The sequence below is a fragment of the Dictyobacter aurantiacus genome (genome assembly GCF_003967515.1).
GTDB classification, from domain to species: Bacteria; Chloroflexota; Ktedonobacteria; order Ktedonobacterales; family Ktedonobacteraceae; genus Dictyobacter; species Dictyobacter aurantiacus.
This window is the reverse complement of sequence record NZ_BIFQ01000001.1, coordinates 5922955-5948075: the sequence shown is the minus strand read 5'-3', so window position 1 is coordinate 5948075 and position 25121 is coordinate 5922955. Positions and strand designations below refer to the sequence as shown.

Here is a 25121-nt window from a genome sequence, read left to right as displayed (position 1 = left end):
CAGTGCCACCGCGCATGCGGCGACCTGAGCGGGGGCGCACACGCACCTCGGTAAAAAGTGTGTTTGACATCCCTCAAAGCCTGGGGAAGACCTCCTCGACCAGCAGACGCAGCGAGGTGGTATTGGGGAAGCTCTCGGGCTTCAACATAAAGTAGTCGACGCCGAGATCGATGAATGGCTTCATCTGCTCGATAACCTGCTTTGGCGTGCCAACAAAGGGATTGGGCGAGCGCACCAGCGAGGTGTCGATGTCGGCCTCGGCGGTCCCTTCGGGAACGCAGTAGCAGCCGCCGAACCAGGTGCGGCGCAGGGTGGATGGATCACGTCCGACGGCCGCGCAGGCCTCTTCACTCATCCTGACCTGCTCGCGATAACGCTTGATGTCGACCTGCGAGACGTTCCACCAATCGGCGTGACGGGCGGTGAGCCGTAACATGCGTGGCTGGCCTCCGCCAACCATAATCGGTGGGACAGGATCTGGCTTCGGTTCGCAAAAAGCCTCGGATACCTGGTAGTGCTTGCCCTTAAAAGTAGCCTGGGGCTGCGTCCACAGCGCTTTGACGATCTTCAAGGTCTCATCGAGCTCCTCAACACGGGTGCCTGCTCCGGGGAAGTCATAGCCATAGGCGTTATACTCCTCCTCGTGCCAGCCAGCCCCGATGCCGAGCACGAAACGCCCTCCGCTCATAAACTGCGCGGTCGCCGCCATCTTGGCCAGCAGGGCCGGATTGCGGAACGACTGGCACAGCACCACGTGCCCAAAGTCAAACGATGGGTAGAGCGCCGCCATATAGGCCAGGGCCGTCCAGCCTTCCAGCAAAGGACTCCCCTTGAACTGCACATGATCAATAAACCAGATCGAGTCAAATGTCCCGTCGACCACGTCCAGGTTCTTCTTGAGTTGCTCCATAAATACTTCACGGGCCATCCCGTCACGAGGACCACTGGGTAATGCCAGCCCAAACTGAATACGTGCCATCATACCCCCTTTATACGTATGTCTATTTATGTAAAGACGACGTTATGCCAACAGTATCTCACATGACGCTCTGCGCCGTCCCCTCTCCTGACGGCCTATCCAGCCAGTCCGTACGAGACACCCTGCCAAAAACCATCTCCCCCACCTCGTAGGTGCCGGGCTCGTCCCAATACATTCAATGTAGCACCATCGCAAATGAAGATCGTCGTAGGCGAGGATGCTGGGGGCATCCTCAACTGGGCTTGCCCCAGCTTGGCCGCGCAGCGGCCCCGTACCCGGGCGCGCACGTTCCACCAACGATCCATCCCCCCTCTCAAAGGGGCACCAGCGTATTATGTTGAATGTATTGGGCCTCGCCCCGGCTTTGTCACGAAAAGGACCATATAATTATTGGCACAGCCAATCCTTATAATTATTGGCACAGCCAATCCTTATAATTATTGGCACAGCCAATCCTTATAATTATTGGCACAGCCAATCCTTATAATTATTGGCACAGCCAATCCTTATAATTATTGGCACAGCCAATCCTTATAATTATTGGCACAGCCAATCCTTATAATTATTGGTGCTGCAGGGGCGCATTCGCGCCCCTGCAGCACCAATAATTATAACCGGTGCGGCCGCGCAGCGGCCGCGAGTGCGGAGGCGCTCACCTGCCCCCAGGGTAACAAAAATTAAACACACCCTTATATGTTTAATGCGCTCTCGCGCACAATCTACTGCGCCAGCGCGTCGTTACACTGCTGCTCCATCTTGCTCAGGGCCGCATCCGCGCTGCTCTGACCACTGAGGACGCTGGTGTAGTCGTTGGTAATCTCGTCGCGGCACTTCTGCCAGCCGGGCTGGAACGAGGCCACGAAGGCGTTGTTGATCTGCTCCGAGCCGACCTTGCGCGCCGGGAACTTGCTGTAGTAGCTGTTCATGGCATCGCTGTTGAACACCGACTGGCGAATCGGCAGGTAGCCGGTCTTCTGTACAAAGGTGGTATTCGCATCTTTGCTGATCAGGAACTTGAGGTAATCCCAGGCCACAGCACGGGTGTCGTCACTGACGCCTTTAAACAGCGAGAGGTTGGTGCCGTAGAGGACCGTGTACTGTCCGGCGGGACCAGCCGGGATGGCAGCCTCGTTGAAGGCAAAGGCGCCCTTGATCGAAGCCTGCAGGAAGCTATAGCTGGCCACGGTCGCCAGGGCGAAAACCGATTTCTGGGAGGCAAAATCGTTCTGCCACGCGTACTGCTTGGTCACGTGGACGGCGCCGGCTTTGACCAGCGGGGCCAGCGTCTCCAGGGCGCTTTTGGCGAAGGCCTTATTACCACCCTGCGCGAAGGCTGACTTCTGACCATCGCTGGAGACAAAATCTTTGCCACCCAGAGCTTTGTACAGAATAGACCACTCGTCGACACTGGGGGTCAGGGAGAGTCCCCACTGCGAGCCGTCGCTTTTGGTAACCTTGGCCAGGTCCACGATCAGCTCACTCATGCTCTTTGGTGGCTCGATGCCCATCTTCTTCAGGAGGTCGGCGTTGTAATACAGGACCTCGTCGCTCTTGTTGAACGGCATCATGTACTGCTGCCCATCGATCTGACCATCCTTGAGCAGAGAAGGATAGAAGTCAGACATCTCGCTTGAGCTGAGCCCGTTCTTGCCCGAGATGTAGGGCTGCAGCGAGACGATGTTGTCGTTCTGCTTGTACTGCATGGCCCAGTTCTCGTAGACCTGCGCGATAGCCGGAGGATTCTTGGCGGCGATGGACGCGTTCAGCTTGGTCTGCAAGGTAGTGTACGAATCATAGGCCTGCAGGTTGATCTTGACGTTAGGATGCTTGTCGGTGTACTGTTTGGTCAGGCTCTCCAGCACCTTCTTGTTGGCTCCGGTGGCGAACGCCTCCCAGAAATTAATCGTATACTGCTTTGAAGCATCAAAACTGGTCGGATCGCCGTTGCCGTTCGACTGCCCCTGGCTCTTGTTGCCCGAGGTCGCTCCACTATCACCGCAGGCCGCCAGGGCCAGCATTGCCAGAATCAACAACACAAAGGTCATATGTGACCATTTTAACCGCATAGAATTTCCTAATCCTTTCCTATGCTTGCAATAAAAAATAAAAAATAAACGAGTTCTTCCCATAGGGATCTCCGCGCTTGCGCGTCAAACAGATATCCATCTGCTGATGCATGGGGGCGCAAGTGCGCCCCCATGCATCAGCAGATAAAAATTCAATGCGGCCGCGCAGCGGACGCACGTGCGGAGGCGCTCACGCGCCCCCTACCCTTTGGTGCTACCAGCTGAGATGCCTTCGATAAACTGACGCTGGGCTAACAAAAAGACCAGCAGGACAGGCAGCGTGGTGAAGGCGGCGGCCGCCGCCAGACCGGTTGGATCGGTCCCTCCCTCTCCACTCATAAATGCCTGCAAGCCTACTTCGATCGGTCGGTGCGCATCGGAACTGGTGACCAGGTAGGGCCAGAGAAATGCGTTCCAACTACCGATAAAGACCTGTAACGCGACGACGGCGATGGCCGGACGCGCCAGCGGGGCCGCGACACGCCAGAGAAAGCCAAAGCGTGAGCAGCCGTCAAGCTGGGCCGCCTCCCATAATGAGGGCGGTAGCGAGAGAAAGAATTGCCTGATTAGAAAGATGCCTGAGATGCTGACGGCATAGGGAATAATCTGCGCCTGGTAGGTGTCGATCCATCCCAGCGTGGATACGATGAGATAGCTGGGGATCAGGGTGGCCTCGCCCGGAATCATGATCAGTCCCAGCACCAGCAGGAAGAGCAGGTTGCGACCGGGAAACTTCATGGTGCCAAAGGCGTAGCCGGCCAGCAGCGAGGTCAGCACCGCCAGGACCGCCGTGCAGGTGGCGATAAAAATACTGTTGAGAAAGAATTGTATCCAGGGCTCAAGCTGCCAGGCCCGCGTGTAGTTCGACCATTGCCAGTCGGGCCAGAAGTGCGGCACGACATCGGCGGCGCTACGCGCGTTCAGCAGCGATGAGATCAGAATCCAGTAGATGGGAAAGAACGCGATCAGCGCGGCCACCACAATGACCAGATACTGCCAGCATAACTGTATGCTCCGATAATTTACCTTGCGCCTCGGGGCGACCGGTCGAGTAGCCATTACCAGGCCCTCCTGCTCATGTTAATCAACTGTCTCTACCCCCCTGCGTGATATCCTCAACTGCACAATCGAGATAATGAACACCAGGGCAAACAGGACGACGGAGATGGCGGCGCCACGCCCATCATGGGGATCGGTAGAGAAGCCTTCGGAAAAGAGATAGAGCCCCAGCGTGTTGGCTGCGTTGCCCGCGCCACCTACGGGTCCGACCAGCAGGAAGGCAGGCTGGAACATCTTGAAGGCCTCGATCGTTCCCAGCAACAGCACCACCAGGGTGATCGGCTTGAGTAGCGGCCAGGTGATCTGGCGCAAGACCTGCCAGGAGTTGGCCCCGTCGACACGCGCCGCCTCGCGCAGGTCCGGCGGGATGTTCCCCAGCCCCGCCATGAAGAGCACCACGCTGAATCCGGCCGACTTCCAGGTCGTGTAAAGGATAATGCTGAACAGGGTTCAGTGGGGGTCCCCCAGCCAGTCGATGGGATGCAGGTGCAGCAGCCGCAGGATGCCGTCAAAGAGACCATGATAAGGATCAAACATCCAGTACCAGATAGCAGTGGTGGCTACCATGGGCGTGATAAAGGGCGAGAAGATGATCAGGCGCCAGAAGGCTTTGGCCCGGATACCAGACATCAGGCACAGGGCCAGAAATAAGGCCAGCACCATCTGCAGTGGCACCGAAATCACGACGTAGAGGATGGTGGTCTGCAGCGCGTGCCAGAAGGTGGCGCTGTGAAATAGATAGTCAAAGTTGCCCAGGCCGATAAATGGCTGCGTCCCCTGGTTGAGAAAACTCCACTTAAAGAGGCTCATATAAAAGACGAAGGCCGCCGGACCGTACGAGAAGAGCGCCAGGACGATAAATGCGGGTAACAGATACAAATATGCCTGTCCGGTGGCAAACCAGTGCCTTATATGCCAGAACTTCGAGTGTTTAACTGTCTTTGTCTGGATCATTACTATCCTGTATTCGTTTGAAAAGATTATCTCGACGAGCTATTGTGACATAGCAGCATACCCGATCATAAGACGATCGGCTGCCATAACATGGGTGTATGACGCACTCTCTCCGACCTTTGGCGTGATCCTGAAGAATGCGCGTTTCTACCAACCTCTGGTACACATCGAGCTTGCTAACTGCGTACCAGCGCGGAGCAACTTTTAAACGCTACCCCGCTGTTGAGCATACTGACCCATTTACCGGGCTATTTTACCATAACCAGTCTATATTCATCTACCAACTATCTCATGAATATCTGCTCGATTCATTTTATTCGCGCAAATTTAACAATATATAAACCGCAAGCAAAATCCTTGTTAAATCCCGTAAATGCCTGGCTTGTCTCGGCTTGTCACGCATCGATCCGTTCTGTTCCTCTACACCATCACGCCTGCATACCGGCGCGGAAACAATCATCGGTATGGTCATTCACCATACCGACCGCCTGCATGAAAGCGTAGCAGATGGTAGCGCCGACAAAGCGAAAGCCGCGCTTCTTCAGATCCTTGCTCATATGCTCACTGATGGCCACCGCCCGCTGCCTGTCGTCGGCCTCCAAAGGCTGACCATTCACAAACCGCCATATGTAGCGATCAAAGCTGCCGAACTCACACTGCACCTCCAGCATCGCCTTCGCGTTCTCCACCACCGCGTTGATCTTCAAGCGATTGCGCACGATGCCTTCATCCCCCAGCAGAGACTCCTTTTTGGACGCGTCGTACTGCGCGATTTTGTGAGCGTCAAAATTATCGAAGGCCGCCCGATAGTTCTCGCGCTTCTTGAGGATGGTGAGCCAGCTCAGGCCGGCCTGGGCCCCCTCCAGATTGAGCATCTCAAACAGCAGCCGATCATCGTGTACGGGGACACCCCACTCCTCGTCATGATACACATAGAACAACTCATTCGACTGCGCCCACTGACACCGTCGTCTCTCCTCATTCGTGGCTTCTCTTTGTTCAGTAGTCATTGTCTCCCCTTCCGGCATCGCGCTGTAGAATTACCTTCCATCAGAGATGATGCCATTTCTCATGTCTGTTATGGTTGAAGTATAGCCATGTCAAACCATCAGGACAAGCAGCGCGCAAGAGGAGGAAGGAGAGGCATATGCCCGACAAAGAAGAGGGTGCCATGCAGCGGCGCGAACAGATTTTACAGGCCGCCTTTAAGGTCGCGCTACGCGAACGTCTGGCGCGGCTGACGATGCGCCAGGTGGCGGGCGAGGCCGACCTGAGCATCAGCCAGGTCTCTCGCTACTTTCACAGCAGGGACACCCTGCTGGTCGCGCTCCTCGACTGGCTGCTGGACGACCTGTTCGCCACCTGGCAGGTTTCGGCGGCCCTCCCTCCCCATGAACGCTTGCTCGAACTGGTTGAGCAGGAGATGCGCGATGCCACCATCACCCAGAATCAAAAATCGCTGGCACGTCTGGAATTGCTCTACGATTACTGGACCCTGGGTAGCCGCGTGCCCGCCATTCGGCAGCGCATGCTGACCGGCCTTGAGCGCTGGCGCCAGATGTTCCTCCCCATCGCCTGCGATCTGATCGAGGCCGAACCGACCCGCTTCCCCGGCGTCACTCCCCAGACCCTGGTCACGCTCATCCTCAGCCTTAGCCACGGCTACACCCTCCAGACCCTCCTCGGACATCCCCCCACTACCCTCGACCAGTTCCTCACCGCCGTTCGCGCCCTCCTCTCCCCCTCCTCCTCATCACAGTAAATATATCCTTGCGAGCCATACGTTCTTCTTGTCTTAATTGGAACGCGCGTCCCCGGTCTGGGAAAACAATACGCCAAGATCATGCCGGCATACCGCGCACTCACAGTTGTTTTCCTCGATTGGCTGGCGGCCCCCTATCGGCTTCATAATATGGTCGATGATGGCTGACCAGTAGCCAAATTTCGCATGGAGCTCTCCCGTTGTTACGAATTGCTCTACAAGCTGAGACAGGGGAGGATCCCAGCCACGCAAGTCAGCCAGCAGCCTTTTGCTGCTGACCCACCATCGTCCCTGGATTTGATAGTGATAGTGGAGAAAATCGTCGAGACCAACGTGCATCGCGAGCAGGGCCGTAACCGGATCAGCATCCAGGTTCCTCTCCACTTTGTTATTGCCATGGAAGAACATAAACTGGAGCAATTGCAGTTCTTCCGGGCGCGCTTTCCAGGGCTGCACCTGCATTGCCTGCTCTCGCAGGGCGCTAAGCTGGCCCGTTTTGTCAAACACAGTCAGCGATTCGGCGATCATGGGAATCCGTTCACGCCTCTCCATCTCCTGCTGCGTTCTGGCCTTCAATTGCGCGAGCGAGAGAAATGTTAGATCCAACTTGACGCCCCCGATAACAGGATGATTGATGTTGGCACATGGATTATCTTCATCGACGATTACCTGCACATCACAATCGCTCTGATCGGTTGCTTCCTGGCGTGCCAGTGAGCCAAAAATAAATGCGCCCAGGTAGCGGTCCTGGAATTGCAGGCGTTCAATAGCCTGGACAGCAGCATGGAAACGTTCTGGAAACGCAGCCAGATCTTGCACCATAATTACATCTGCTCCTTCTTCTTTGTGGCGTGTCCACATCACATCCTGGTCTCTAACAGTATCATGTACCAATTACACCATTCTCTTCTCTACCCATCAAATATAGTAAGCTTGTTCATAATCTTTCCTGACCAGATGCCTTATAATTATACACATGAATGTATAATTATAAGAAGAATAGGTATCACTATGCAGCAGCTCCCGCCACAAGAGCCAGCATTCTCATCTCATTCAACCTGTACCTCCCTGCCACTACGACCACTATCCACAAAAAAGATTGCCCTCAAATATGGGCTCGTATTTGGTGCCATCCTCGTCCTCCGCTACCTCATCGGCAACGCTGTCATCGTAGCATTCAGCCAAGCTTCGCCCCAATTCATAGCAACCTACCACCTTAGCTTTATCATGATCAGCCCACGCAACCTCCAGATAACAACGGTCTTGCTTGACTGGATCATCTATTTTCTGGCCGGCTTCTTCGTCGCCAGGCGCGCGCGACAGGTTACCGCCTCCGTTATCGCCTGTATCTGGGCTAGCCTCTGCTACACCCTGGCTGGTGTAGTGACAGGAATTAGCGTGATCGCTGTACTGTCTCTACTGGCAGGCAGAGACAGCGGCTATCTTTTTAGTGTTCGACTGCACTTTATTGTCATGTTCCTCCTGCTACATTTCGGCATGGGAACCAGCATCGGAGCACTCGGCGGCTTGTTAGAAAAAAACATGGCCCCTCCACGCACGATCACGCCCCCGTAGGTTCGACCCTCGCGGTCGATTTCCCCTTCACGCACGATCACACCCTCGTAGGTTCGACCCTCGCCGTCCGATTTCTATTCTGTCTGCGCCGAGGAATCAAGCTGCCAGGAGCGGTGGCGCACCTCCAGGGGAGTGTAGCCGATGGCCTGGCGAATGCGGCGCGAGAAGTGGTAGCGCGATTGAAAACCGCACTGTTCGGCGATGCGACCCACCGAGAGGCCGGTCTGCTCCAGCAGCTTGATGCCCATGGCGATGCGCTGCTCCCAGACATAGGCCATCGGCGTGGTGTGCAGGTGCTGCTGAAATAAGCGGATCAGGTGGGCGGGACTGATGGCGGCAGCCTCGGCTATGATCGCCAGCGTCAATGGCTCGCCCAGGTGCTCATAAATAAATTGCTGGGCCTGCCCCACGGCGCTGTGCGCCCGCACCGCCTCGTGACCCTGGCTTAGCTGCTCTCCCTCACCGATGTAGCGCCAGCATATCTGTAGCGCCAGCGCACGCAGCATTTCTTTGATGGTGGGAAAAGTGCTGGCCTGCAGCGCCAGGGCGTCTTGCATCAGCTGCTGCATGGCCGGCGAGAGCGGCAGCGGCCACGGCTGCTTTTCGAGTCGGTTGATTATCTCCGCATCGACCAGCGCCGGAGCGATGTGAATCCAGCTGTGAATGGTTTCGCTGTCCTCCGCAAAAGCAAAATATTCACGATGACCCGCATAGAGCACAAAGGCGCTATTGGCAGGTATCGCGTGCGTGCGCTCATCGATGCGAATGGTGATGCGCCCGGCGTGCACAAAGACAAACTGTAGTGTGGGCTGGATGCGCGGACCCAGCGTGCTGCCAGGCGGGTAGACCACCTCACCCAGCACTATCTCGTTAGACCAGTACGATGTATCCTGCTCGCGCTGCTGCAGCTCGGCCAGCCTTTTCCTCTTGTCCTGTGTGATGATGCGTTTATCCATATCAGGTTAATCTCAGACACATTCTTATGCATTTCAGCTATCGACCTTCCAGCTCTTTCCTTTTATGCTATATCTATCACTTGAGCCAGCTATCTATGCAGGTTGGAGTAAGACTGAAGCATACTATCGTAGCAAAGGAGCTTTCAGATGACGACCATTTCGCAGACCAGCCCGAACCAACCGGTCAGGCACTATGAACATTATCCCATCAGGGTGCAAGATTATGTGAAGTTTCGTGAGCAAGGCTTCCTGATTGTGCGCAATCTGGTGCCGCAGGAGGATGTGCAGGAGATGAACGCGCACATGGATCGCATTCTGGCCGGGGAGGAGCATTTCCCGGGCGTGACACCTCCGCCCGCCGACTGGGACCCCGATAAGAAGATCTCCTATTATCTGCGCGTCCATATGCTGCATCGCGTGCTACCCATCCATGAGCGCTTCCTGCTTCACCCACGCATCCTCGATGTGCTGGAGGTGTTGATCGGTCCCGATGTGCTGGCACTGCAGTCGATGCTCTTCTTCAAACAGCCGGGACAACAGGGACAGGGCTACCACCAGGATTCCTACTATATCCCGACCTTCCCGGATACGCTGTGCGGCGCCTGGCTGGCCCTCGATCGCGCCGATGAGGAGAATGGTTGCCTGTGGATGACGGTCGGTTCGCAGCATGAGCCGGTCTATCCGGATTCCGATGGTCAGTCGGAAAATGGACAGCGCGACCTGAGCGATATCGAGCCGATCTATAACGCCAGCCATACCGATGAGAACGCCAACGGCCTGACCCGCGTGGCCCGCAAATATCCCGGCAGAGAGGTCAAGGCCGAGGTCGATCCCGGAGATGTGGTCTTCTTCGGCGGCCACATCCTGCATCGCTCACACGCCAATCACACGAAGGATCGCTCGCGCCGCGCCTTCGTCGGCCACTACTGCAATGCGCGCTCATTCGTGCCCTGGAACTCCGGCGCACCCTACGAGGGCGACTCAGCCAACTACCTGCACATCCTGGGGCGCGGCACCACCCACCTGCCCTATGCCCAACCAAAGTTCGGCACGCCCTGCGCCGCCAATCAGCCACCCGCACCGCGTCCAAGACGCCAGCAGGCCCCCATGTCGATGATGGGCGACATGGACAACGACCTCATGACCCTCACCGCCCACCCCGACGAACCCGAAAACCACGCATCCTCGTAATCCATACGTTCGGACCTCGCGTCCGATTAAACCTCTCGACGCGCGTAAACATCTCAATCGCTCACACGCGCTCCAGACGCTGGTGCGGCTCGGCTGGCAATTCAACACGGATGACATCGCCGGGCCGCACCTCGCCTCCCACCAGTACCACACCCATGACGCCCGCCTTGCGCACCAGGTTCCCCTGCTCATCGCGGTCCAGCACCGCCGGCAGCAATCCAGCCTGCAGGCCGTTCAACTGCCCGCAGGGATTGCGCAGGCCCGTGACCTCAACCACCGCCTTCTCACCCAGGTGCAGACGTGTCCCCCTGGGCAGACCCAGCAGATCGATGCCGCGCGTCGTTATATTCTCACCCATCTGTCCCGCCGACACATCGAAACCAGCCGCCCGCAACTCCTCGTGCAGCTCGCTATGAACGAGATGTACCTGCCGCAGATTCGGTTGCGACGGATCGGCCGCTACTCGCGACCGATGCTGCACCGTCACCCCCATATGCGCGTCCCCATCGACCCCCAGCCCCTGCAACAGCCGAATTCGCTCCCGATTCGGCTTGCTGAACGCATGCACCCCATCACAGCTCACCGCCACCACTACACCCTCAAAGCTGCCCATAGTGAAAACCTCCCATATGTTCGGACCTCGCGTCCGATTAAAACTCTCGACCCACGAGTACCTTCCCCACCGGAATCAGGCTTCGCCCATCATCAACGTTTCAATCTGGTGCAGTTGATGGATCGGCTCCAGCGTGTCAACCAGCCGATAGGTCAGGTGATCGCGCACCTGCGGGGGCAGCGTCTCAAAGAAGCGATGGGTGATCTGCAGATCATGGTGATCCGCATTGTGGGCGGTCGGTGCATCGACACCGAGGACAAGCACCGGTCTCGATTTGTTCGAGTGGTTGGCTGTACCTCGGTGGATGGTCAGCGCCGAGCGAACGGAAATGTCCCCCATTTTCGGCATCTTCCTCTGCGCACGCTCTTCATAGCGCGGGTACAACGTCTTGGGCGGAAACATCTCGTGCTGGAACTCCACGGGCCGGTCCCACTGTGTTCCGGGCGCAACCTCAAACGGGCCCATATCCTCAAAGACATCGACGGTCGTGAGATTAAATGCCAGCGAAGTCAGATAACGACCAGTGAGGGTCTCCTTTGGAGCCGGAAAGTCACGGTGCCAGGGCTGGTTTTGCGCACCGGGCAACGGCACGTCGAAACCGATCTCGACAATCTTATACGGTGGACCCAGGATCGCCTCGCACACAGCTACTACCCAGGGATGGGTGGCGAGATCGACAAAACCACGGATGTCCTCCGGGTGGATCTCCACGTAGTATCGTTTGGGTCCGCGTCCCACCGCGCCACCAGGCCGTTTTAACGCTTCCTGGAAAAGAACGTCGATATCTTCTCCCAGTTGTTGAATCCACTCGCGAGAAAAGCCACCTTTATACCCGATAATTCCATCTCCATACAAGCCCCCCATGATGGTGGCTACATCAAATTCTTGAACCTGAGTCTGCTCTTTATTCATCATCATTGATATTATCCTTCTCGATGCATACATCTTCGGTCTTGACACTGCCCACCAGAGCAAGTCAGGAAAATACGTCTGTAGGAGACGATGACTCATTGTATCACCAAACAGGAGAATAGGAGGTACTTAACAATCTCACCCATAATGCACCTTTATATCGTTCCACGTCAATTCGAAGTCGTGCCGCTGCTCCAGGCGGAAAAAGTCAGTGATAGCCCGCGCTGCCAGGGCGCTCAGCATCAAGGCCAGCGGACGCGTCAGCGGATAGTCGCAGGGGTCGCCAGGCACCTCGCGCGGAACCTGGTAGCGCGGTTCCCAGATACCGCTGCCATACACTCCGTCGCCGCTGAACCCTATATGCAGACAGGGCAGATCCGCGTCGCGCGCGGCCCGGCTGACCGCCTCGCGTCCTTCTACATTATCAAAGGCATCCACCACCAGCGCGCTCCCCTGCAACAAACCTACCACATTCTCGGCCGTCAACTCAACCACCTTTGGATCAACGCGGGCCTGCACGGCCCGATAGAGCAGATTGGACAGGGCGCGCGCTTTAGGCGCGCCCACCTCGGCCCGGCTATACGGCTGGCCCGACAGGTTGCGCATCTCGATGCGATCCCTGTCGATCACGCGCAGTTGCGTGAAACCCATGCGCGCCAGCGTCTCGGCCACGTTGGCCCCCAGCGTTCCGGCGCCACAGATGGTAATCAAACGCCCGGCGAACGGCTGCAGACTCGCGTGCCGCTCCTCATGAAAGAAGGGGCTCTGGGAATTCAAGGGCTGCTGCTGTGTCATGCTTATATATCCTCCTCGTCATCGTAGCCGGCCCAGGAAGGGGAGGCCGCCATCACGTTCACCAGGCTGGTCAGATCGAAGTCGCGATCCTGTCCGCTGAGGCAGATGCCGCTGGAGACGACGTTGAGTCCTGGATCGACCAGTGATCGGTAGCGGCGCGTCTGTCCGTGTTCGCTCCACTCGACGACCATGTGGTGCGGTGAGCCATCGCTGGCGGCGACCTCGCTATAGCTGTGCAGTGTGGCGTCGGCCTTGCTCAAGGCGTGGCGCAACTGCTGCTCCAACGCGCGCTGCCGCGTCTGCCCGGCCAGCCAGTCGCGCTGTTCCCGCCGTCGCTGTGGCGGCCGCATCCCTCCGTCCGCCACGCCTCTCGTCAGTTCCAGCTGATGGATGCGCCACAGTAGCAGAGCCAGCCGCTCAGAGGACGCCAGTCCCGACAAAAGCTTTTCCAGTGGCTTGTCTGACTCCACAGCGGCCGCGTCGCGCAGCCACTCGGCGTGGCGGGGATCGGCCCGCAGGTCTGGCCCCTCGAACCAACGCATGCCGCCATCCACGCGCACGGTGACGCGCTCGAAGCGTTCCGCGCCCTCCATGGGATCGCACAGAAAGACCGGCACCGGCTCCATCGATAGACCAAAGCGCCGGCGCGCGTCATCCTCATTGTAGGGAAGCGCCCACCAGGTGCCGGGAAAGCGTCCACCGCTATCGGGCCAGAGCAGCAGCATCCTCAAGGCGGGAAACAGCTCAAGATAAGACCCGCGCTCCCACGGTAGAGCCTCCTCGATCAGATGCGCCTCGGACTCACCGGTGGGCCGAAAACGTCCCCAGCCCACAAAGCGCTGGCGCACCCGGAACTCGTACACCAGCCCGTTCAGCCGCGTGCGGATCCGCCCGCCAACCAACAGTGGCGCGATCAGCTCACACTCCTGTAGATCGCGACCCTGCTGACCCAGACGGGCGATCAGCTCGCGGGCATCCACCTTGCCTCTCGTGACTGGCGACTTGCGCTTATCCGGCATATGACCTTTCCATCTCTCTCAGCACTTCAAGCCTGGCGGGCCGGGACCTCGATCAGGTCTCGTGAAAGCAGGCGCACCAACGCGTTCGCTGCGACATGCCTGGGTACATCCAGGCGTTGGGCCAGCGTTTCGCTATCCAGTTCGGGCTGCGCTCGATACAGCGCCAGGATCTGGCGATCCAGTTCCAGTTCAGCAAACTGCTTTTGGAGCAGTTCCTCTATATGCACGATAGCCTTATCCGCCTGCCCGGCGGCGAAAAACTGTCCACCAGCCAGGGCGCTGATCTCGCTAAATGATGCATCCACGCTGCTTGTAAGGCCCAGCGCATGAATGGTAACAGACGCCTCTTCCGCCTGGCGCGTCACACTGGCAATAGTCTCTCCACAGGGACATCCACCGGCAAAGGAATCACCGCCAACACCGACTCCGTGCGGTGGTGCGTCACCCACCAGGACCAGCAGACGCAGGGCATGCCTGCGCCAGCATAGCTCGTGGCAGGCGGCTACAATACCATCCAGCACCGCCTCTGGAGCGTCGCCACCCTCGTCAGCACGCAGCGACATCAGCACCTGCTGCGCCTGTTCCAGATCATCCGTCAACGGATAGACCCTGGTCAGCAGCTTCGCCTGCGGCTCGTGGTCTCGATATTCGACGATGCCCAGCTGGAGCTGAATATCTGCTGCCGCCGCGACCCGGCACAACATCTCAATCATCTGCTCACGAGCGGCCTTGATTAATGGTCCCATACTCCCCGTGGTATCCATCACAAAAGCGAGGTCTACCTGGTTAATATCCTCATACATATGACCACCCTGCACTTCTTTACACACCCGATATATAACATGAGCATAGCAGATGGATTGGCTCCCATCTGCTATGCCCGCTACTTACACTATCAGCCTACACGCCCTGGAGAACGCGATCAGGGCGACGCGGCAGCTCGTAGCCCATAATGACCTCGACCAGTTCGGCCCGTGAGGGCTGAGCCAGCAGTTCCAGCACGTTCGGCAGCGAGTAGTAGTCGCCATCGAAGCGATAGCGTGTCAGCTCAACACCACGATCCATCAGACCCTGGGCGAAGCGGTCGTAATAACCGCCAACCTGCACCACCACTACTGAGGGCGCCGCCTTCATGGCCTCTCTGTAGGCGATCCAGGCATCAGCCAGCAGCGGCGAGGAGTTTTCGCCCTCGTCGGTTACGATCAGAATCTGCTCTACGTACTGCCGCTTCCTGGTCATCTGCGCCAGAGCTACCCCGATCGAGGTGCTCCCGTTGGCCTTGATGAACTGGAAGGACTTCTCCCAGTCACTCAGCATCGGACGCTTGCCCTCAGGCACCTTGACGGTAATCTCAAAGGCCGCCGAGTCAAAGGCGTAGACATAAAAGTCAGCCGTCGTAACGGCGCTGATCAAACCGGCCAGCTGCTTCGAAACCTCGATCGACTGTGACATCGAGCTGCTCTTGTCTACGAACAGGGCCGTGGGCCGCTTGATCTCGACCTTGCTGGCGACGCGCTGGTCCATGACCTCGGTCAGCACCTTCTCGGTCTCGGCATCCAGCATTGTGGCCGTCATGGCCTTCTTCGCCTTCAGGGTCGAGACGCGCTTGTCGGTCTTAGCCGCCTCCAGCTTCTGATCGACCAGCGCCTTGACCTCGGGATTGTCCAGTGCGCCGCGCTTCTTGAGAGCGGCCATGTTGTTGATGACCTCCTGCGGCGACATCGCTTCGATCAAGGCCACCAGCACCACCGGCGTCACGTTCTTGAGCGCGCCGACCGCCGTGGTGTACGGGATCTTGTGCTCAATAATGATGCGCGCCTGCTCCTCGGCACTGTCGGCCTTGGCCAGTTGCTTGAGCGAGTACAGCGGGCTGTCGGTCGGCGGCTGCTCGTCGAACAGAATCGCCTGCGCGCGCGGACCCGGCTTGATGCGCAGACTGGCGTAGAGATGCTTGAGATCGTTGCGCGCGCGCATGGCGGCACCGTCAAACTGCCGTGGATTATTCTCGCGCGTCTGCAGGTAATGCGCGACCGCCCCCTTGAATGAACGTGGCGTCTTGCCGATCACCTTCTTGGTGTGGTCGAGCGCGCGCGATACCTCGTACGGCGCCAGTTTCTGCAGCAGCACCCAGGCCGCCTCGCGGAACTCCGGATACTCGCTGGTCGCCAGATGCGCCACGAACAGCAGCTTATGATCGCGCACCTCGCCTTTAGCGAAGTACCACAGCGCCAGACGACTGTAGAAAAGCGGATCATTGGCCAGCGCGCTCGCATGCAGCGGCGCCAGCTCCTCAATTTTACGATGTGGTGTGGTCAAAAACGAGTTAAGAATCGCAACACGCACATCCAGCTCAACAGGGGGATTTTGTGTCATCACATCACCATCAGGCACACAGCAGGCACACCCCTTGCGGGCGCTTCCTACCTATATGCAAATGTCTGCAAACAATATTCTTTTATCGATACAACCAGGACCGGGCGCACGAGTCAATAGAGCTATAAGAAAGACATCCGCCTTTGGCCACTTGGCTACAGCTTTACAGCTGGTGGGATTCGAACCCACGAAGATTGCTCAAATGTTTGAAAGCTCTATCAGTCGGAGTGCGCCCGGTACCAGTCGGTGTCAACGCGGTATCTACATAAAAAGCCTGTCCTATGCGAGTTAACAAGAGCGGGCTCTGATGGCATCATCCAGCGGATGACTACAACCAGTTCAGAGTTCAGGACTCGACCCGCATCCAATCCAGAGGTAAAAGAGAAAGGTAACCGTATGTACGCTCTTCAGATTGGAGCACAGGACCGTAGGTGCCGGACTTGCCCCGGCTTGGCTGCGAAGCGGCCCGTACCCGGCCGCGCACGTTTCGCCAACAACACCATCTCATAGATCGATATCCAGGCCGAGGTGCGCGAGTCGCACGAGCATGAAAACAAGCGCTCTCCCACTGAGCTACGGGTTCAAACGATCCCGGCAGGACTCGAACCTGCGACAGCTGGATTAAAAATCCACAGTTTGTAAGCTCACACCGTCGGAGCGCACCTCGGCTAAGATATCATCGGCAAAAGAAAAGCTTGTAAAGAAAAGATCTGGCCGGCCCTGTACAAGTTTATTGAACACAGCCCCGAAGGGCTCAAAACCCCCGATTGGTGGTGGAGGTTGTTGGGATCGAACCAACCCTTCCCGCAAGGGCGGGAATTACCAGTTTGTAGGTTCAATCTATCAGGGTACAGGGCCGTATATATGCTTTTGCCCAAGAGCAGGATTTATCCGTAGGTGCGCCCCTTGCGGGCGCTTCCTGCCTCGTCTCTCGCAAATGCTTGCATCAGGGGCGGGCAGCAAGCCCGGGACGTACATGTCGCAAGGGCACAAAAAAACGATCCAAAGTCGTATGTAAGCCCTTCCAGTTGGAGTACGCCCCGGACACGCCTCACTCACTCTTTTTCTTCCTGTCCGGCCCTAGCCGTACAACGCCTCGGGACGGATGATGATGGCCTGCGTCGTACGCACGATCACGTGGTTGTTTAGAGACTGCGCCGGGAGATCAAGGTGGCGCGCCACGGCATTTTTTAGCTGGAGGTCGTCCGCGGCATTCATCACACCCAGCTGAGCCAGTGGAATCTCTTCACTGCGCCCGCCAATGCGGATGTGAATGGGAGTTGTTGCCATCTGCGTCATTTTGCACACCTCCATTTATCTTATTAACAGTTCTTAAATTCAATGCTATTTGTCAAGTACTTATCGTTCATAGCAATGATAACTGATAAATTTAAATAAATCAAGTGTTTACGCCACGTATTTTGAGCAGTTTCAAAATATTCGACATGCACCGGACAGGGCACGCGATTCGGCGGGTAGATACAGCATTGTCGAGCTACCTTTCAAGGGTAATACAGTAAACGATTACTTTTTAGTAATTATGGATGAAATGTCCATCCAATCTACATTTTTTATGTACCTTTCATCCACTTCACCCCGATTTAGAGCCTCATTATTCTCTGTCACATTTTCCTCTTCATAGCCACTGCATCCGCATGGCAGGCTGTCTGACTGCCTGTTGCCTGGGGAATTCAGGATCGGATAATGCCCGGACGGTGACGAGGTGCCGATTATAAGAATCAGGGCAGAGCTATGTCTGCGGGTGGCTCTGCAGACTCGACCGGTCCGGCACGTGTGATATGCTATTTTTGTCGTTAAAGAACAGTATGCGCCCCACGGCACCGTCCGCTGTTTTTGTAGCGCGCGGTGAATGGGCACTGGCGGTGCCTTCTATGCGACAGGTCGGACACCTGCCTGATTGATCTGGCCGTTCGTTGTTAGTAGAAGAAGAGGAACCTACGATGAAGTTTGGTATCTGCACATCTTTTCGCACTATCTCCCAGCTCAATGAGATCGCTCTTGACTATCTAGAGGAAAACGTCCAGCGCTTTCTGATCCCCGAACGGCCCCAGGTGGAGTTCGAGGAGCTGCTCCACGCGGTACGGCAGCTGCCTTTTCCGGTTGAGGCGGCCAATTCGCTGTTGCCGGCCGATCTCCGGCTCATCGAGTCACCTTCCCAGCATGTAGACCGGCCACGCCTGGAATCGTATATGCGTACCGCGTTGCGGCGGGCGGAGCAGGCCGGCATCCGTATCTTTGTCTTCGGCAGTGGCGGGGCCAGAAACTATCCGGCCGATATCGAGAAGGAGGCTGCGGCCCAACAGTTAGCGGAGCATATGGCGACCTGGAGCGGCTGGGCGCGCGAGCATGGCGTGCAGATCGTGCTTGAGCCCCTGCGCTACGAAGAGACAAATATCCTGAATACGGTGGCCGAAGGTGGCGCGCTGGTCTCGACCATCGCGGGCTCTGGCGCCCGCCTGCTGGCCGATGTCTACCATATGGCCTGCAACGGCGAGGATCCCGAGTCGATCCTGCCCTATCGCTCGCTGCTGGCGCACGTGCACGTGGCGGAGAAGCAGGATCGCGCGGCCCCCGGACACCATGGGGAGGATTTCCGCCCCTACTTCTCGGCCCTCCATCGCGCTGGCTACGATCAGCGCATCTCCATTGAGTGCAATTGGAGCGACTTCTCCAGCGAGGCGGTCCCCGCGCTGGCGCAATTGCGCACCCAGTGGGAGGAGAGCAGCAGACAGACCGTGTAATGCCATCGCTGCCCTCCCATAAAGAGGGCGGTTTTATTTTATCCATGTCAGTCGCATAGTTGCACATGAGCGGAGAACGCCTCTGCGGAGACCTTCCCGCTGATGCATAAGGAGTTGCATTTCTGATGGAAAAATTGCGTTTTGGTATCGTCGGGTGCGGTGTGATTGGACCCACCCATGCGGAGGCGTTGCAGAGCCTGCCGCAGGCTGAACTGGTGGCGGTCGCCGATGTCATTCCCGAAAAGGCCCAGAAGCTGGCCGATAAGTTTCACGCCACCGCCTACACCGATCTGCAGGAGATGCTGGATCGTGAGCAGCTGGATGTGGTCGATGTCTGCACCCCCAGCGGCATGCACGGCGAGCACGCCTGCCAGATTATGCGCTCCGGCCGCCACGTCATCATCGAGAAGCCGATGGAGATTCGCAAGGACCGTATCGAGGAGATCCTGCAGGTTCAGCGCGAAACCGGCAAGAAGGTAGCGGTAATCAGCCAGCATCGCTTCGATGAGGCTTCGCAGCAGGTGCACCAGTTGATCCAGGAGCAGGCACTGGGACGCATGGTATTGGGCAATGCGGCCATCCCCTGGTGGCGTTCGCAGAAGTACTACGATAGCGGCGCCTGGCGCGGCACCTGGGCGCTCGACGGCGGCGGCATCCTGATGAACCAGTCAATCCACTCGATCGACATCCTGCAGTGGCTGATGGGACGCGTCAAGACGATCCGTGCCTACACTGATACGCTGGTCCATAAGATGGAGACCGAGGATGTGGCGGTGGCGGTGCTGCGCTTCGAGAGCGGGGCGCTAGGAACAATCTCAGCCACTACGGGCGCCTATCCTGGCGCGACGACACGGATCGAGGTCTTTGGCGATAAGGGCTCGGCCATCATTGAGGATGATCGCCTGGGCTACCTGCACCTGGCCAGTCAGGATTCGGAAGAGGTCGGACCCTACGGTGGAGGACGCAAGAAATCAGACGCGGCCGCGGCCGCAGCAAAGTCGACGGCCAGCGATCCCGCCGCCCTGCAGGCCTCAACCCACGCCCAGCAGATCGCCGATATGATCCGCGCCATCCAGGAGGATGGTACGCCGCTGGTGGATGGCCATTCCGGTCGCCACCCGGTCGAGATCATCCTCGGCATCTATGAAGCCGCCAGCACCGGTAAGGAGGTTACCCTATCATGATCCGTCTATCCGCCTTCGCGGATGAGATCTCGCCCGATCTTGATGAGCAGATCGCCGTCCTGCAGAGCGAGAACATCCACTACATCGACCTGCGCTCGGTCTGGAAAGTTAACGTGCTTGACCTGTCCAACCAGCAGATTCAGGAGATCAAACAGACGCTGACCGCCGGTGGGATCGGCGTGGCGGCGATCGGCTCTCCCATCGGCAAGGTGCCCATCGATAGCTCCTTCGAGGAGCATCTGGCGCGCTTCGACCGCTCGATCGAGGTCGCTAAAGCCCTCGATACAAAGTATATCCGCATCTTCTCGTTCTACCCACCCGTCAAAGAGGAGGCTGGCTCCAGCAATCCGGCCGCCTACCGCGACGAGGTCATCAGTCATCTGCAGGAGATGACGCGCCGGGCGCGCAGCGCCGATGTCGTGCTCGTGCACGAGAACGAAAAGGCCATCTATGGCGATATCATCGAGCGCAACGTCGATCTGCTGCAGACCATCAACGATCCGCACTTCCGCTCGGTACTCGACCCGGCCAACTACCTGCAGTGCGACCAGGTGCCCTATCCGGATGCCTACGAGGCCACCAGACCCTGGCTCGAATACGTCCACGTCAAAGACGTGAGCCCCGATGGTACGCTGGTCGTGGCGGGCCAGGGCGACTCGAACTGGTCGGCCATCCTGCAACGCCTGCGCCAGGACGGCTACGACGGCTTCATCGCCCTCGAACCCCACCTGGCCGCCGCCGGACAGTTCCAGGGCTTCAGCGGACCCGACCTCTTCCGCAGCGCCTCCCAGGCCCTGCAAACCATGTTGAACTCCATGGACTGGTCCTACGAATAAACCCACCCATGCCATACTCTAAGTAATTACAATAAAAGCGATCCGGCTGCTCTAAAATAGAGCAACCGGGTCGTCTCTCTCATACTTCAAAACAGCATTAGTACTCTTCGTGCAGGTCAACCTTAATCGCGGTAATCGAGGCTCCAGGATCTATCCGTGGCGTCGCAACCCGGCGATCAGGATTCTGCCACGTACAGTCAAAATCAATCTCGCCCCACCTATACTGGCCTCCCCCATCCACGGTAACAGAATCAGTGACGGCCAGTGTCTCATGGTTTTCAGTCGTGTCAGAACTGGGTGCGGAATCAATCGTTACGGTATCCAAAGCGCCAACGGCCATCCCATCACCCTTTGAAATGAAACACAACAATTTTGGTGAGCTATTTGTCCCCGGACTGTCTATGCGCCTCGCGGAACCAGTAGCGGTAACGATATAGCTTTCTCCTGCAGGCACAAACAGCCGCACAATCTGCTGCGTTTCACTTGAGGTAAATGTGAACGCATCTTTCCTCACCTTATCAAACGCCCTGGGGTCTTTATGAAAGAACGGTGGTCCATAGTGACCACCCCCAGGCCCAGGACCCCAGCGATGCATCTGCCCCCAGGTCATAGACCGGCCCATCTTCATCGTGTGGCCGTCCATAGAATGCGCCGATGCCGCGCTGCAAAACAGGGCCGCATGCATGAGCATCCCCAGAGCAAGCAACACAACCAGCATGCCCACCTTGCTCATACGCATGACATTAGATAATGATCTCTTACCTGCCATAAAATTGTTCCCCTTCCTTTTTTACTTATTGCTATTATTTGATCCATAGAGAAAACATGTTTTCTCTACTACTTATATTACTCGCCTTCATAAATGGAAAATATAAATAATTACTGTATTTATTTGTACAGCATCTTAATGATTGTTAAGAATACATATATGCCTACAGGGCTGGGGCAACGCTGCTGCGCCAGGAAATCAAGCAGGCGTGCTCGCTCAGCGTTGTTTCTCACAATAATGAGCTTCTGCCTGTATTTTTCGAGATACTGGCGCATAAACGCTGCGGTAGGCGTCTGAATAATCTTTACCCCATACGTTTCACAACGCGTAAGCAGTTGCTCAGAATCGAGCGACGCTGGAATCTGCTCTGCCAGGCACCTATCCATAGCTTCTATCAGCTCGGGCCAACACTGATTCAAATAGTAGCGGCGACTATCCCTCAAAAACAGGATGAGTGACCTGATCCCTGGATAGGGATTGACACCGCGCAGGCTTTTGCTGATGTGACGACGCACAATGCGATAGGCGGCCGTACGCCAGGGAACCTCAAGCAAGACAATATAGTCGGCCTGAGCGAGAATAGGCTCATTCCAGATAAGCCCTCCACCTTCTATAGACCAGCCCGGCAGCGGGCTAATCTCGAAGGCATCCCGAATCCAGGCGCTATGCTGCATCCCATTCTTCATGCCAATAACATCGGTTTCATAAAAGGGAAGATCAAACCTGGCGCCTATCTCTGCCCCCAGCGTCGTTTTTCCGCTACCTGGGCCACCCAATATCTGAATTTTGAGCATGCGGTATCCTTTCTTTTGAAGCATAATGTTCTCTTCTGAAAAGGAAACCTGTCAGGAACCGAACAAAAGAACACCGGGCATCGTCACTCACAGGAGAAAGGCAGATTGAGACCAGGAAAGAGACATAAAAATCGGTATTGCAATAAGCGTTGCGGTCTCTGGAAAAGAAGGGGCTTATGCTGCTCGCTCATCTCGCTGTAAGGGACAAAAAAGCAAACCTCTGGCACAGGCCAGCGGCTGTGCTGTAGTGCTCTCTTGTCATATCCCCTGACAGGCATTAGCGATGATCGGGCATAACATCTCTTTTCACAAAATATTTGTTGCATGTGAGAAATGTGCAACCACTCCAAGCATACCCATCTTTCCCGCTTTTCGCAAGGTTTTCCCAACCCGAGGTATAAATTCATGTCTTTGCCAGAAGACATGGCAACAAGGAACACGAAACGCCCCTTAAAAAAGAAACGCCACGTAGGGTCGACCTTCAACGATCGACCGGGCCGCCAGCGCCAGCGACGGCGGCCCCCGTCGTACCCGAACGCAACGTACCACACACGAACCCAAAAGCGAACGTTCCTCCCTATGAGGACGATGGCGTCCTCTCATCGCCCCGCTGTACCTCTGCCGCCCTGGCGCGCACATCCTTCTTACGCCCATAGCGCGCCAGCAACAGACGGCGCTGCAAACGCTTCTGCCCCCAGATCCAGCCCACAATCAACAAAACCACGATAGCCGCCGAGATCAGGCCGAAGCGCTGCATAAAACGACCGAGCTGATCGGCCTGCGTACCAAGCCAGTAGCCGATCAAGGCGTAGGCGGTATTCCAGAGGGTGGCCGCGATGACCTCCGCGATCAAAAAGGTGCGATAGCGCATATGTGTCATGCCAGCGGCGATGGCCACGAATGAGCGGATATGGCCGATCAGATGCGAGAGCAAGATGGCCAGCGCCCCATACTTCGCCAGAAACGCGCGTCCCAGGCGCATGCGACCTGCCAGCCGCATGCGCCGTCCTAACCGGGTGCCGCTCCAACTCGCCGCCATCTTCCCGATCACAAAGCGCCCCAGCAGCAGATCCAGGTGGTAGCCGATAATCGTTCCCAGCGAGGCCAGCACGATCACCAGACCCAGGTTAAGCGTCCCCTGCCGCGCGTAAAAGGCGCCCAGCAACACAAAAGAGTTCCCGGGCAAAAAGATGCCCAGAATCGCTGTATTCTCGGCCAGTGCACTCAAAAAGACAATGACATATCCAAATTCGTCGTATGCCATGCGCAGATATTCCAGCCATTCGCCCAACGGAATAATCAATCGTATTATCTCCTTCTTATGGCTGGGAGGGCGACAGCTCACCCAGCCTGACATCCACGCTCCTCTGCTGCCGGCCTCGATAGAGCTTGACCGCCACACTGTCACCGGGATTCTTATTGATGATGGCGTCGCTGAGCGAGAGCACATTGGTGATCTGGCTGCCATCGATCTGGACGATGATGTCGTTGGGTTTGATGCCCGCGTTACTGGCGGCCCCACCTGGCACGACACTGATGACCATCGCCCCCTGCGTGATCGGCAGATCGTTCTTATGAGCAACCGCCGGGTCCAGGTCCATGGCCTGCATCTCCAGAGCGGCCCGCCCACTGTGTGTAACTTTGCCAGAAGCGATCAGTTGTGGCCCAATAAATTGCACACGATTCGATGGAATGGCGAAACCAACCCCACTGGCAGGCGTCTTAAACTCGGGGTTGAGCGCGGCCAGCGTAGGGATACCGATCAGGTTGCCATGCATGTCCACCAGTGCGCCCCCGCTACTGCCGGGATTGATGGGGGCATCGGTCTGGATGGTGCCCGGCAGAATCTGGCCGTTGTAGCCGGTGGAGATGTTGCGTCCCAGGGCGCTGATGATGCCGCTGGTCACAGTCTGGGAGATGCCCAGCGGATTTCCGATGGCGATCACATCCTGGCCCACCTGCAACCGGGAGGAGTCGCCAAGGGTCGCCACCGAGAGTTGGAGATGGGTTGGATCGACGTGCACCACCGCCAGGTCGTCCGCCGCCGACACGCCGGTCAGACGGGCGGAGGCCGTCTTCCCGTTCAAGAAGACCACCTGGATGGTCTCGCCGTTGCGCACCACATGGTTGTTGGTGATGATATAACCACGCCGGTCAATGACAACCCCCGAACCAACCCGGTTGCCGCTATAGGTCTTGACATTCAGCTGAACAACGGTTGGCTTGATGTTCGCCACCACCTTTTCGCGCAACGCCTCCCGGCTATCTTCATTAGGAGCATTAACGGTCTGCGCGGCCTCGGGTCCGGTCTGCAGACTGTCACCCGCCCCACGCAATGTAAGTTGCCAGCCCGCCAGCATTCCTCCCCCGAAGATGACAGCCAGCAGGAGAGCACCCATGATCAACGGCCCCACACCCCAGTGTCTGGAACGGCCCTGCCTCGGCGGATGGTCCGACTGACCATCCGCTTCAGGACGCGCCTCAAGCAATGGCTCAAGCGGTTCAAACGGTTCGTTCATCAT

Annotated in this window: 25 protein-coding genes; 6 read left to right on the top strand and 19 right to left on the bottom strand. The window is 57.2% G+C overall.

Annotation, left to right across the window (positions count from 1 at the left end):
* Positions 1 to 73 precede the first annotated feature (73 nt).
* The 6 genes from KTT_RS24005 to KTT_RS23980 form a co-directional block, all read right to left on the bottom strand.
* Entirely contained in the window at positions 74 to 982 is a 909-nt protein-coding gene (locus KTT_RS24005; RefSeq protein ID WP_126599011.1) for an LLM class flavin-dependent oxidoreductase, read from the bottom strand.
* A gap of 716 nt (positions 983 to 1698) precedes the next feature.
* Positions 1699 to 3045 carry an ABC transporter substrate-binding protein gene (locus KTT_RS24000; protein ID WP_126599009.1) on the bottom strand — a complete coding sequence of 449 codons (1347 nt, stop codon included), beginning with the start codon at positions 3043 to 3045 and terminating at the stop codon, positions 1699 to 1701.
* A 201-nt stretch (positions 3046 to 3246) separates the two neighbouring features.
* A complete protein-coding gene (locus KTT_RS23995; RefSeq protein ID WP_126599007.1) occupies positions 3247 to 4104 on the bottom strand; it encodes a carbohydrate ABC transporter permease in 858 nt (285 codons plus the stop codon).
* A 21-nt stretch (positions 4105 to 4125) separates the two neighbouring features.
* A complete protein-coding gene (locus KTT_RS23990; protein ID WP_268904539.1) occupies positions 4126 to 4539 on the bottom strand; it encodes a carbohydrate ABC transporter permease in 414 nt (137 codons plus the stop codon).
* A 15-nt stretch (positions 4540 to 4554) separates the two neighbouring features.
* A complete protein-coding gene (locus tag KTT_RS23985; protein WP_126599003.1) occupies positions 4555 to 5058 on the bottom strand; it encodes a carbohydrate ABC transporter permease in 504 nt (167 codons plus the stop codon).
* A gap of 428 nt (positions 5059 to 5486) precedes the next feature.
* Positions 5487 to 6068, bottom strand: a complete 582-nt coding sequence (locus KTT_RS23980) for a DNA-3-methyladenine glycosylase I (RefSeq protein ID WP_126599001.1) — start codon at positions 6066 to 6068, stop codon at positions 5487 to 5489.
* Between the two features lie 137 nt (positions 6069 to 6205).
* Here KTT_RS23980 and KTT_RS23975 point away from each other — a divergent pair, with 137 nt between their 5' ends.
* The gene (locus KTT_RS23975) at positions 6206 to 6820 is read left to right on the top strand and encodes a TetR/AcrR family transcriptional regulator (RefSeq protein ID WP_126598999.1); all 615 of its coding nucleotides are present in this window, start codon (positions 6206 to 6208) and stop codon (positions 6818 to 6820) included.
* A gap of 33 nt (positions 6821 to 6853) precedes the next feature.
* Here KTT_RS23975 and KTT_RS23970 read toward each other — a convergent pair whose 3' ends face one another.
* Positions 6854 to 7642 carry a nucleotidyltransferase domain-containing protein gene (locus KTT_RS23970; RefSeq protein WP_126598997.1) on the bottom strand — a complete coding sequence of 263 codons (789 nt, stop codon included), beginning with the start codon at positions 7640 to 7642 and terminating at the stop codon, positions 6854 to 6856.
* Between the two features lie 189 nt (positions 7643 to 7831).
* On the opposite strand from KTT_RS23970, the gene KTT_RS23965 reads away from it, so the two are divergent.
* Complete coding sequence (locus KTT_RS23965; RefSeq protein ID WP_126598995.1) at positions 7832 to 8395, top strand: hypothetical protein; 564 nt, start codon at positions 7832 to 7834, stop codon at positions 8393 to 8395.
* A 74-nt stretch (positions 8396 to 8469) separates the two neighbouring features.
* On the opposite strand, the gene KTT_RS23960 is transcribed toward KTT_RS23965, so the two are convergent.
* Entirely contained in the window at positions 8470 to 9351 is an 882-nt protein-coding gene (locus KTT_RS23960) for an AraC family transcriptional regulator (RefSeq protein ID WP_126598993.1), read from the bottom strand.
* A gap of 147 nt (positions 9352 to 9498) precedes the next feature.
* Between KTT_RS23960 and KTT_RS23955 the strand changes: the two genes are divergently transcribed.
* Entirely contained in the window at positions 9499 to 10542 is a 1044-nt protein-coding gene (locus KTT_RS23955; RefSeq protein WP_126598991.1) for a phytanoyl-CoA dioxygenase family protein, read from the top strand.
* A gap of 61 nt (positions 10543 to 10603) precedes the next feature.
* Here KTT_RS23955 and KTT_RS23950 read toward each other — a convergent pair whose 3' ends face one another.
* From KTT_RS23950 to KTT_RS23920, 7 genes are all read right to left on the bottom strand, one after another.
* Positions 10604 to 11155 carry an MOSC domain-containing protein gene (locus KTT_RS23950; RefSeq protein ID WP_126598989.1) on the bottom strand — a complete coding sequence of 184 codons (552 nt, stop codon included), beginning with the start codon at positions 11153 to 11155 and terminating at the stop codon, positions 10604 to 10606.
* 75 nt (positions 11156 to 11230) lie between these two features.
* A complete protein-coding gene (locus KTT_RS23945; RefSeq protein ID WP_371864904.1) occupies positions 11231 to 12070 on the bottom strand; it encodes a phytanoyl-CoA dioxygenase family protein in 840 nt (279 codons plus the stop codon).
* Positions 12071 to 12205: 135 nt separating this feature from the next.
* Positions 12206 to 12862, bottom strand: coding sequence for a HesA/MoeB/ThiF family protein (locus KTT_RS23940; protein WP_126598985.1), 657 nt, complete (start codon positions 12860 to 12862; stop codon positions 12206 to 12208).
* 2 nt (positions 12863 to 12864) lie between these two features.
* Complete coding sequence (locus KTT_RS23935) at positions 12865 to 13881, bottom strand: hypothetical protein (RefSeq protein WP_126598983.1); 1017 nt, start codon at positions 13879 to 13881, stop codon at positions 12865 to 12867.
* 26 nt (positions 13882 to 13907) lie between these two features.
* A complete protein-coding gene (locus KTT_RS23930) occupies positions 13908 to 14684 on the bottom strand; it encodes a VWA domain-containing protein (RefSeq protein WP_126598981.1) in 777 nt (258 codons plus the stop codon).
* 97 nt (positions 14685 to 14781) lie between these two features.
* Complete coding sequence (locus tag KTT_RS23925; protein ID WP_218030974.1) at positions 14782 to 16272, bottom strand: hypothetical protein; 1491 nt, start codon at positions 16270 to 16272, stop codon at positions 14782 to 14784.
* A 1062-nt stretch (positions 16273 to 17334) separates the two neighbouring features.
* Entirely contained in the window at positions 17335 to 17553 is a 219-nt protein-coding gene (locus KTT_RS23920) for a hypothetical protein (RefSeq protein ID WP_126598979.1), read from the bottom strand.
* A 662-nt stretch (positions 17554 to 18215) separates the two neighbouring features.
* Between KTT_RS23920 and KTT_RS23915 the strand changes: the two genes are divergently transcribed.
* The 3 genes from KTT_RS23915 to KTT_RS23905 all read left to right on the top strand — a co-directional run bounded on the left by KTT_RS23915 (position 18216) and on the right by KTT_RS23905 (position 21036).
* Positions 18216 to 19016, top strand: a complete 801-nt coding sequence (locus KTT_RS23915; RefSeq protein ID WP_126598977.1) for a sugar phosphate isomerase/epimerase family protein — start codon at positions 18216 to 18218, stop codon at positions 19014 to 19016.
* 125 nt (positions 19017 to 19141) lie between these two features.
* A complete protein-coding gene (locus KTT_RS23910; RefSeq protein WP_126598975.1) occupies positions 19142 to 20200 on the top strand; it encodes a Gfo/Idh/MocA family protein in 1059 nt (352 codons plus the stop codon).
* On the top strand, positions 20197 to 21036 hold the full coding sequence (locus KTT_RS23905; RefSeq protein ID WP_126598973.1) for a sugar phosphate isomerase/epimerase family protein: 840 nt from the start codon (positions 20197 to 20199) through the stop codon (positions 21034 to 21036). The genes KTT_RS23910 and KTT_RS23905 overlap by 4 nt, the downstream gene beginning before the upstream one ends.
* A 97-nt stretch (positions 21037 to 21133) precedes the next feature.
* Here the strand turns inward: KTT_RS23905 and KTT_RS23900 are convergent, their stop codons facing one another.
* The 4 genes from KTT_RS23900 to KTT_RS23885 all read right to left on the bottom strand — a co-directional run bounded on the left by KTT_RS23900 (position 21134) and on the right by KTT_RS23885 (position 25121).
* On the bottom strand, positions 21134 to 21805 hold the full coding sequence (locus tag KTT_RS23900) for a hypothetical protein (protein ID WP_126598971.1): 672 nt from the start codon (positions 21803 to 21805) through the stop codon (positions 21134 to 21136).
* Between the two features lie 119 nt (positions 21806 to 21924).
* Complete coding sequence (locus tag KTT_RS23895) at positions 21925 to 22623, bottom strand: P-loop NTPase family protein (RefSeq protein WP_126598969.1); 699 nt, start codon at positions 22621 to 22623, stop codon at positions 21925 to 21927.
* A 553-nt stretch (positions 22624 to 23176) separates the two neighbouring features.
* The gene (locus KTT_RS23890) at positions 23177 to 23902 is read right to left on the bottom strand and encodes a DedA family protein (protein WP_160146090.1); all 726 of its coding nucleotides are present in this window, start codon (positions 23900 to 23902) and stop codon (positions 23177 to 23179) included.
* Positions 23903 to 23918: 16 nt separating this feature from the next.
* Positions 23919 to 25121, bottom strand: coding sequence for a S1C family serine protease (locus KTT_RS23885; RefSeq protein ID WP_126598965.1), 1203 nt, complete (start codon positions 25119 to 25121; stop codon positions 23919 to 23921).

Excerpts from the sequence above, each read along its gene's own strand:
- KTT_RS24005 (WP_126599011.1), bottom strand. The coding sequence starts at position 982 with ATGATGGCACGTATTCAGTTTGGGCTGGCATTACCCAGTGGTCCTCGT.
- KTT_RS24000 (WP_126599009.1), bottom strand. The coding sequence starts at position 3,045 with ATGCGGTTAAAATGGTCACATATGACCTTTGTGTTGTTGATTCTGGCA.
- KTT_RS23995 (WP_126599007.1), bottom strand. The coding sequence starts at position 4,104 with ATGGCTACTCGACCGGTCGCCCCGAGGCGCAAGGTAAATTATCGGAGC.
- KTT_RS23985 (WP_126599003.1), bottom strand. The coding sequence starts at position 5,058 with ATGATCCAGACAAAGACAGTTAAACACTCGAAGTTCTGGCATATAAGG.
- KTT_RS23980 (WP_126599001.1), bottom strand. The coding sequence starts at position 6,068 with ATGACTACTGAACAAAGAGAAGCCACGAATGAGGAGAGACGACGGTGT.
- KTT_RS23975 (WP_126598999.1), top strand. The coding sequence starts at position 6,206 with ATGCCCGACAAAGAAGAGGGTGCCATGCAGCGGCGCGAACAGATTTTA.
- KTT_RS23970 (WP_126598997.1), bottom strand. The coding sequence starts at position 7,642 with ATGGTGCAAGATCTGGCTGCGTTTCCAGAACGTTTCCATGCTGCTGTC.
- KTT_RS23965 (WP_126598995.1), top strand. The coding sequence starts at position 7,832 with ATGCAGCAGCTCCCGCCACAAGAGCCAGCATTCTCATCTCATTCAACC.
- KTT_RS23960 (WP_126598993.1), bottom strand. The coding sequence starts at position 9,351 with ATGGATAAACGCATCATCACACAGGACAAGAGGAAAAGGCTGGCCGAG.
- KTT_RS23955 (WP_126598991.1), top strand. The coding sequence starts at position 9,499 with ATGACGACCATTTCGCAGACCAGCCCGAACCAACCGGTCAGGCACTAT.
- KTT_RS23950 (WP_126598989.1), bottom strand. The coding sequence starts at position 11,155 with ATGGGCAGCTTTGAGGGTGTAGTGGTGGCGGTGAGCTGTGATGGGGTG.
- KTT_RS23945 (WP_371864904.1), bottom strand. The coding sequence starts at position 12,070 with ATGATGAATAAAGAGCAGACTCAGGTTCAAGAATTTGATGTAGCCACC.
- KTT_RS23940 (WP_126598985.1), bottom strand. The coding sequence starts at position 12,862 with ATGACACAGCAGCAGCCCTTGAATTCCCAGAGCCCCTTCTTTCATGAG.
- KTT_RS23935 (WP_126598983.1), bottom strand. The coding sequence starts at position 13,881 with ATGCCGGATAAGCGCAAGTCGCCAGTCACGAGAGGCAAGGTGGATGCC.
- KTT_RS23930 (WP_126598981.1), bottom strand. The coding sequence starts at position 14,684 with ATGTATGAGGATATTAACCAGGTAGACCTCGCTTTTGTGATGGATACC.
- KTT_RS23920 (WP_126598979.1), bottom strand. The coding sequence starts at position 17,553 with ATGACGCAGATGGCAACAACTCCCATTCACATCCGCATTGGCGGGCGC.
- KTT_RS23915 (WP_126598977.1), top strand. The coding sequence starts at position 18,216 with ATGAAGTTTGGTATCTGCACATCTTTTCGCACTATCTCCCAGCTCAAT.
- KTT_RS23910 (WP_126598975.1), top strand. The coding sequence starts at position 19,142 with ATGGAAAAATTGCGTTTTGGTATCGTCGGGTGCGGTGTGATTGGACCC.
- KTT_RS23905 (WP_126598973.1), top strand. The coding sequence starts at position 20,197 with ATGATCCGTCTATCCGCCTTCGCGGATGAGATCTCGCCCGATCTTGAT.
- KTT_RS23900 (WP_126598971.1), bottom strand. The coding sequence starts at position 21,805 with ATGGCAGGTAAGAGATCATTATCTAATGTCATGCGTATGAGCAAGGTG.
- KTT_RS23895 (WP_126598969.1), bottom strand. The coding sequence starts at position 22,623 with ATGCTTCAAAAGAAAGGATACCGCATGCTCAAAATTCAGATATTGGGT.
- KTT_RS23885 (WP_126598965.1), bottom strand. The coding sequence starts at position 25,121 with ATGATGAACGAACCGTTTGAACCGCTTGAGCCATTGCTTGAGGCGCGT.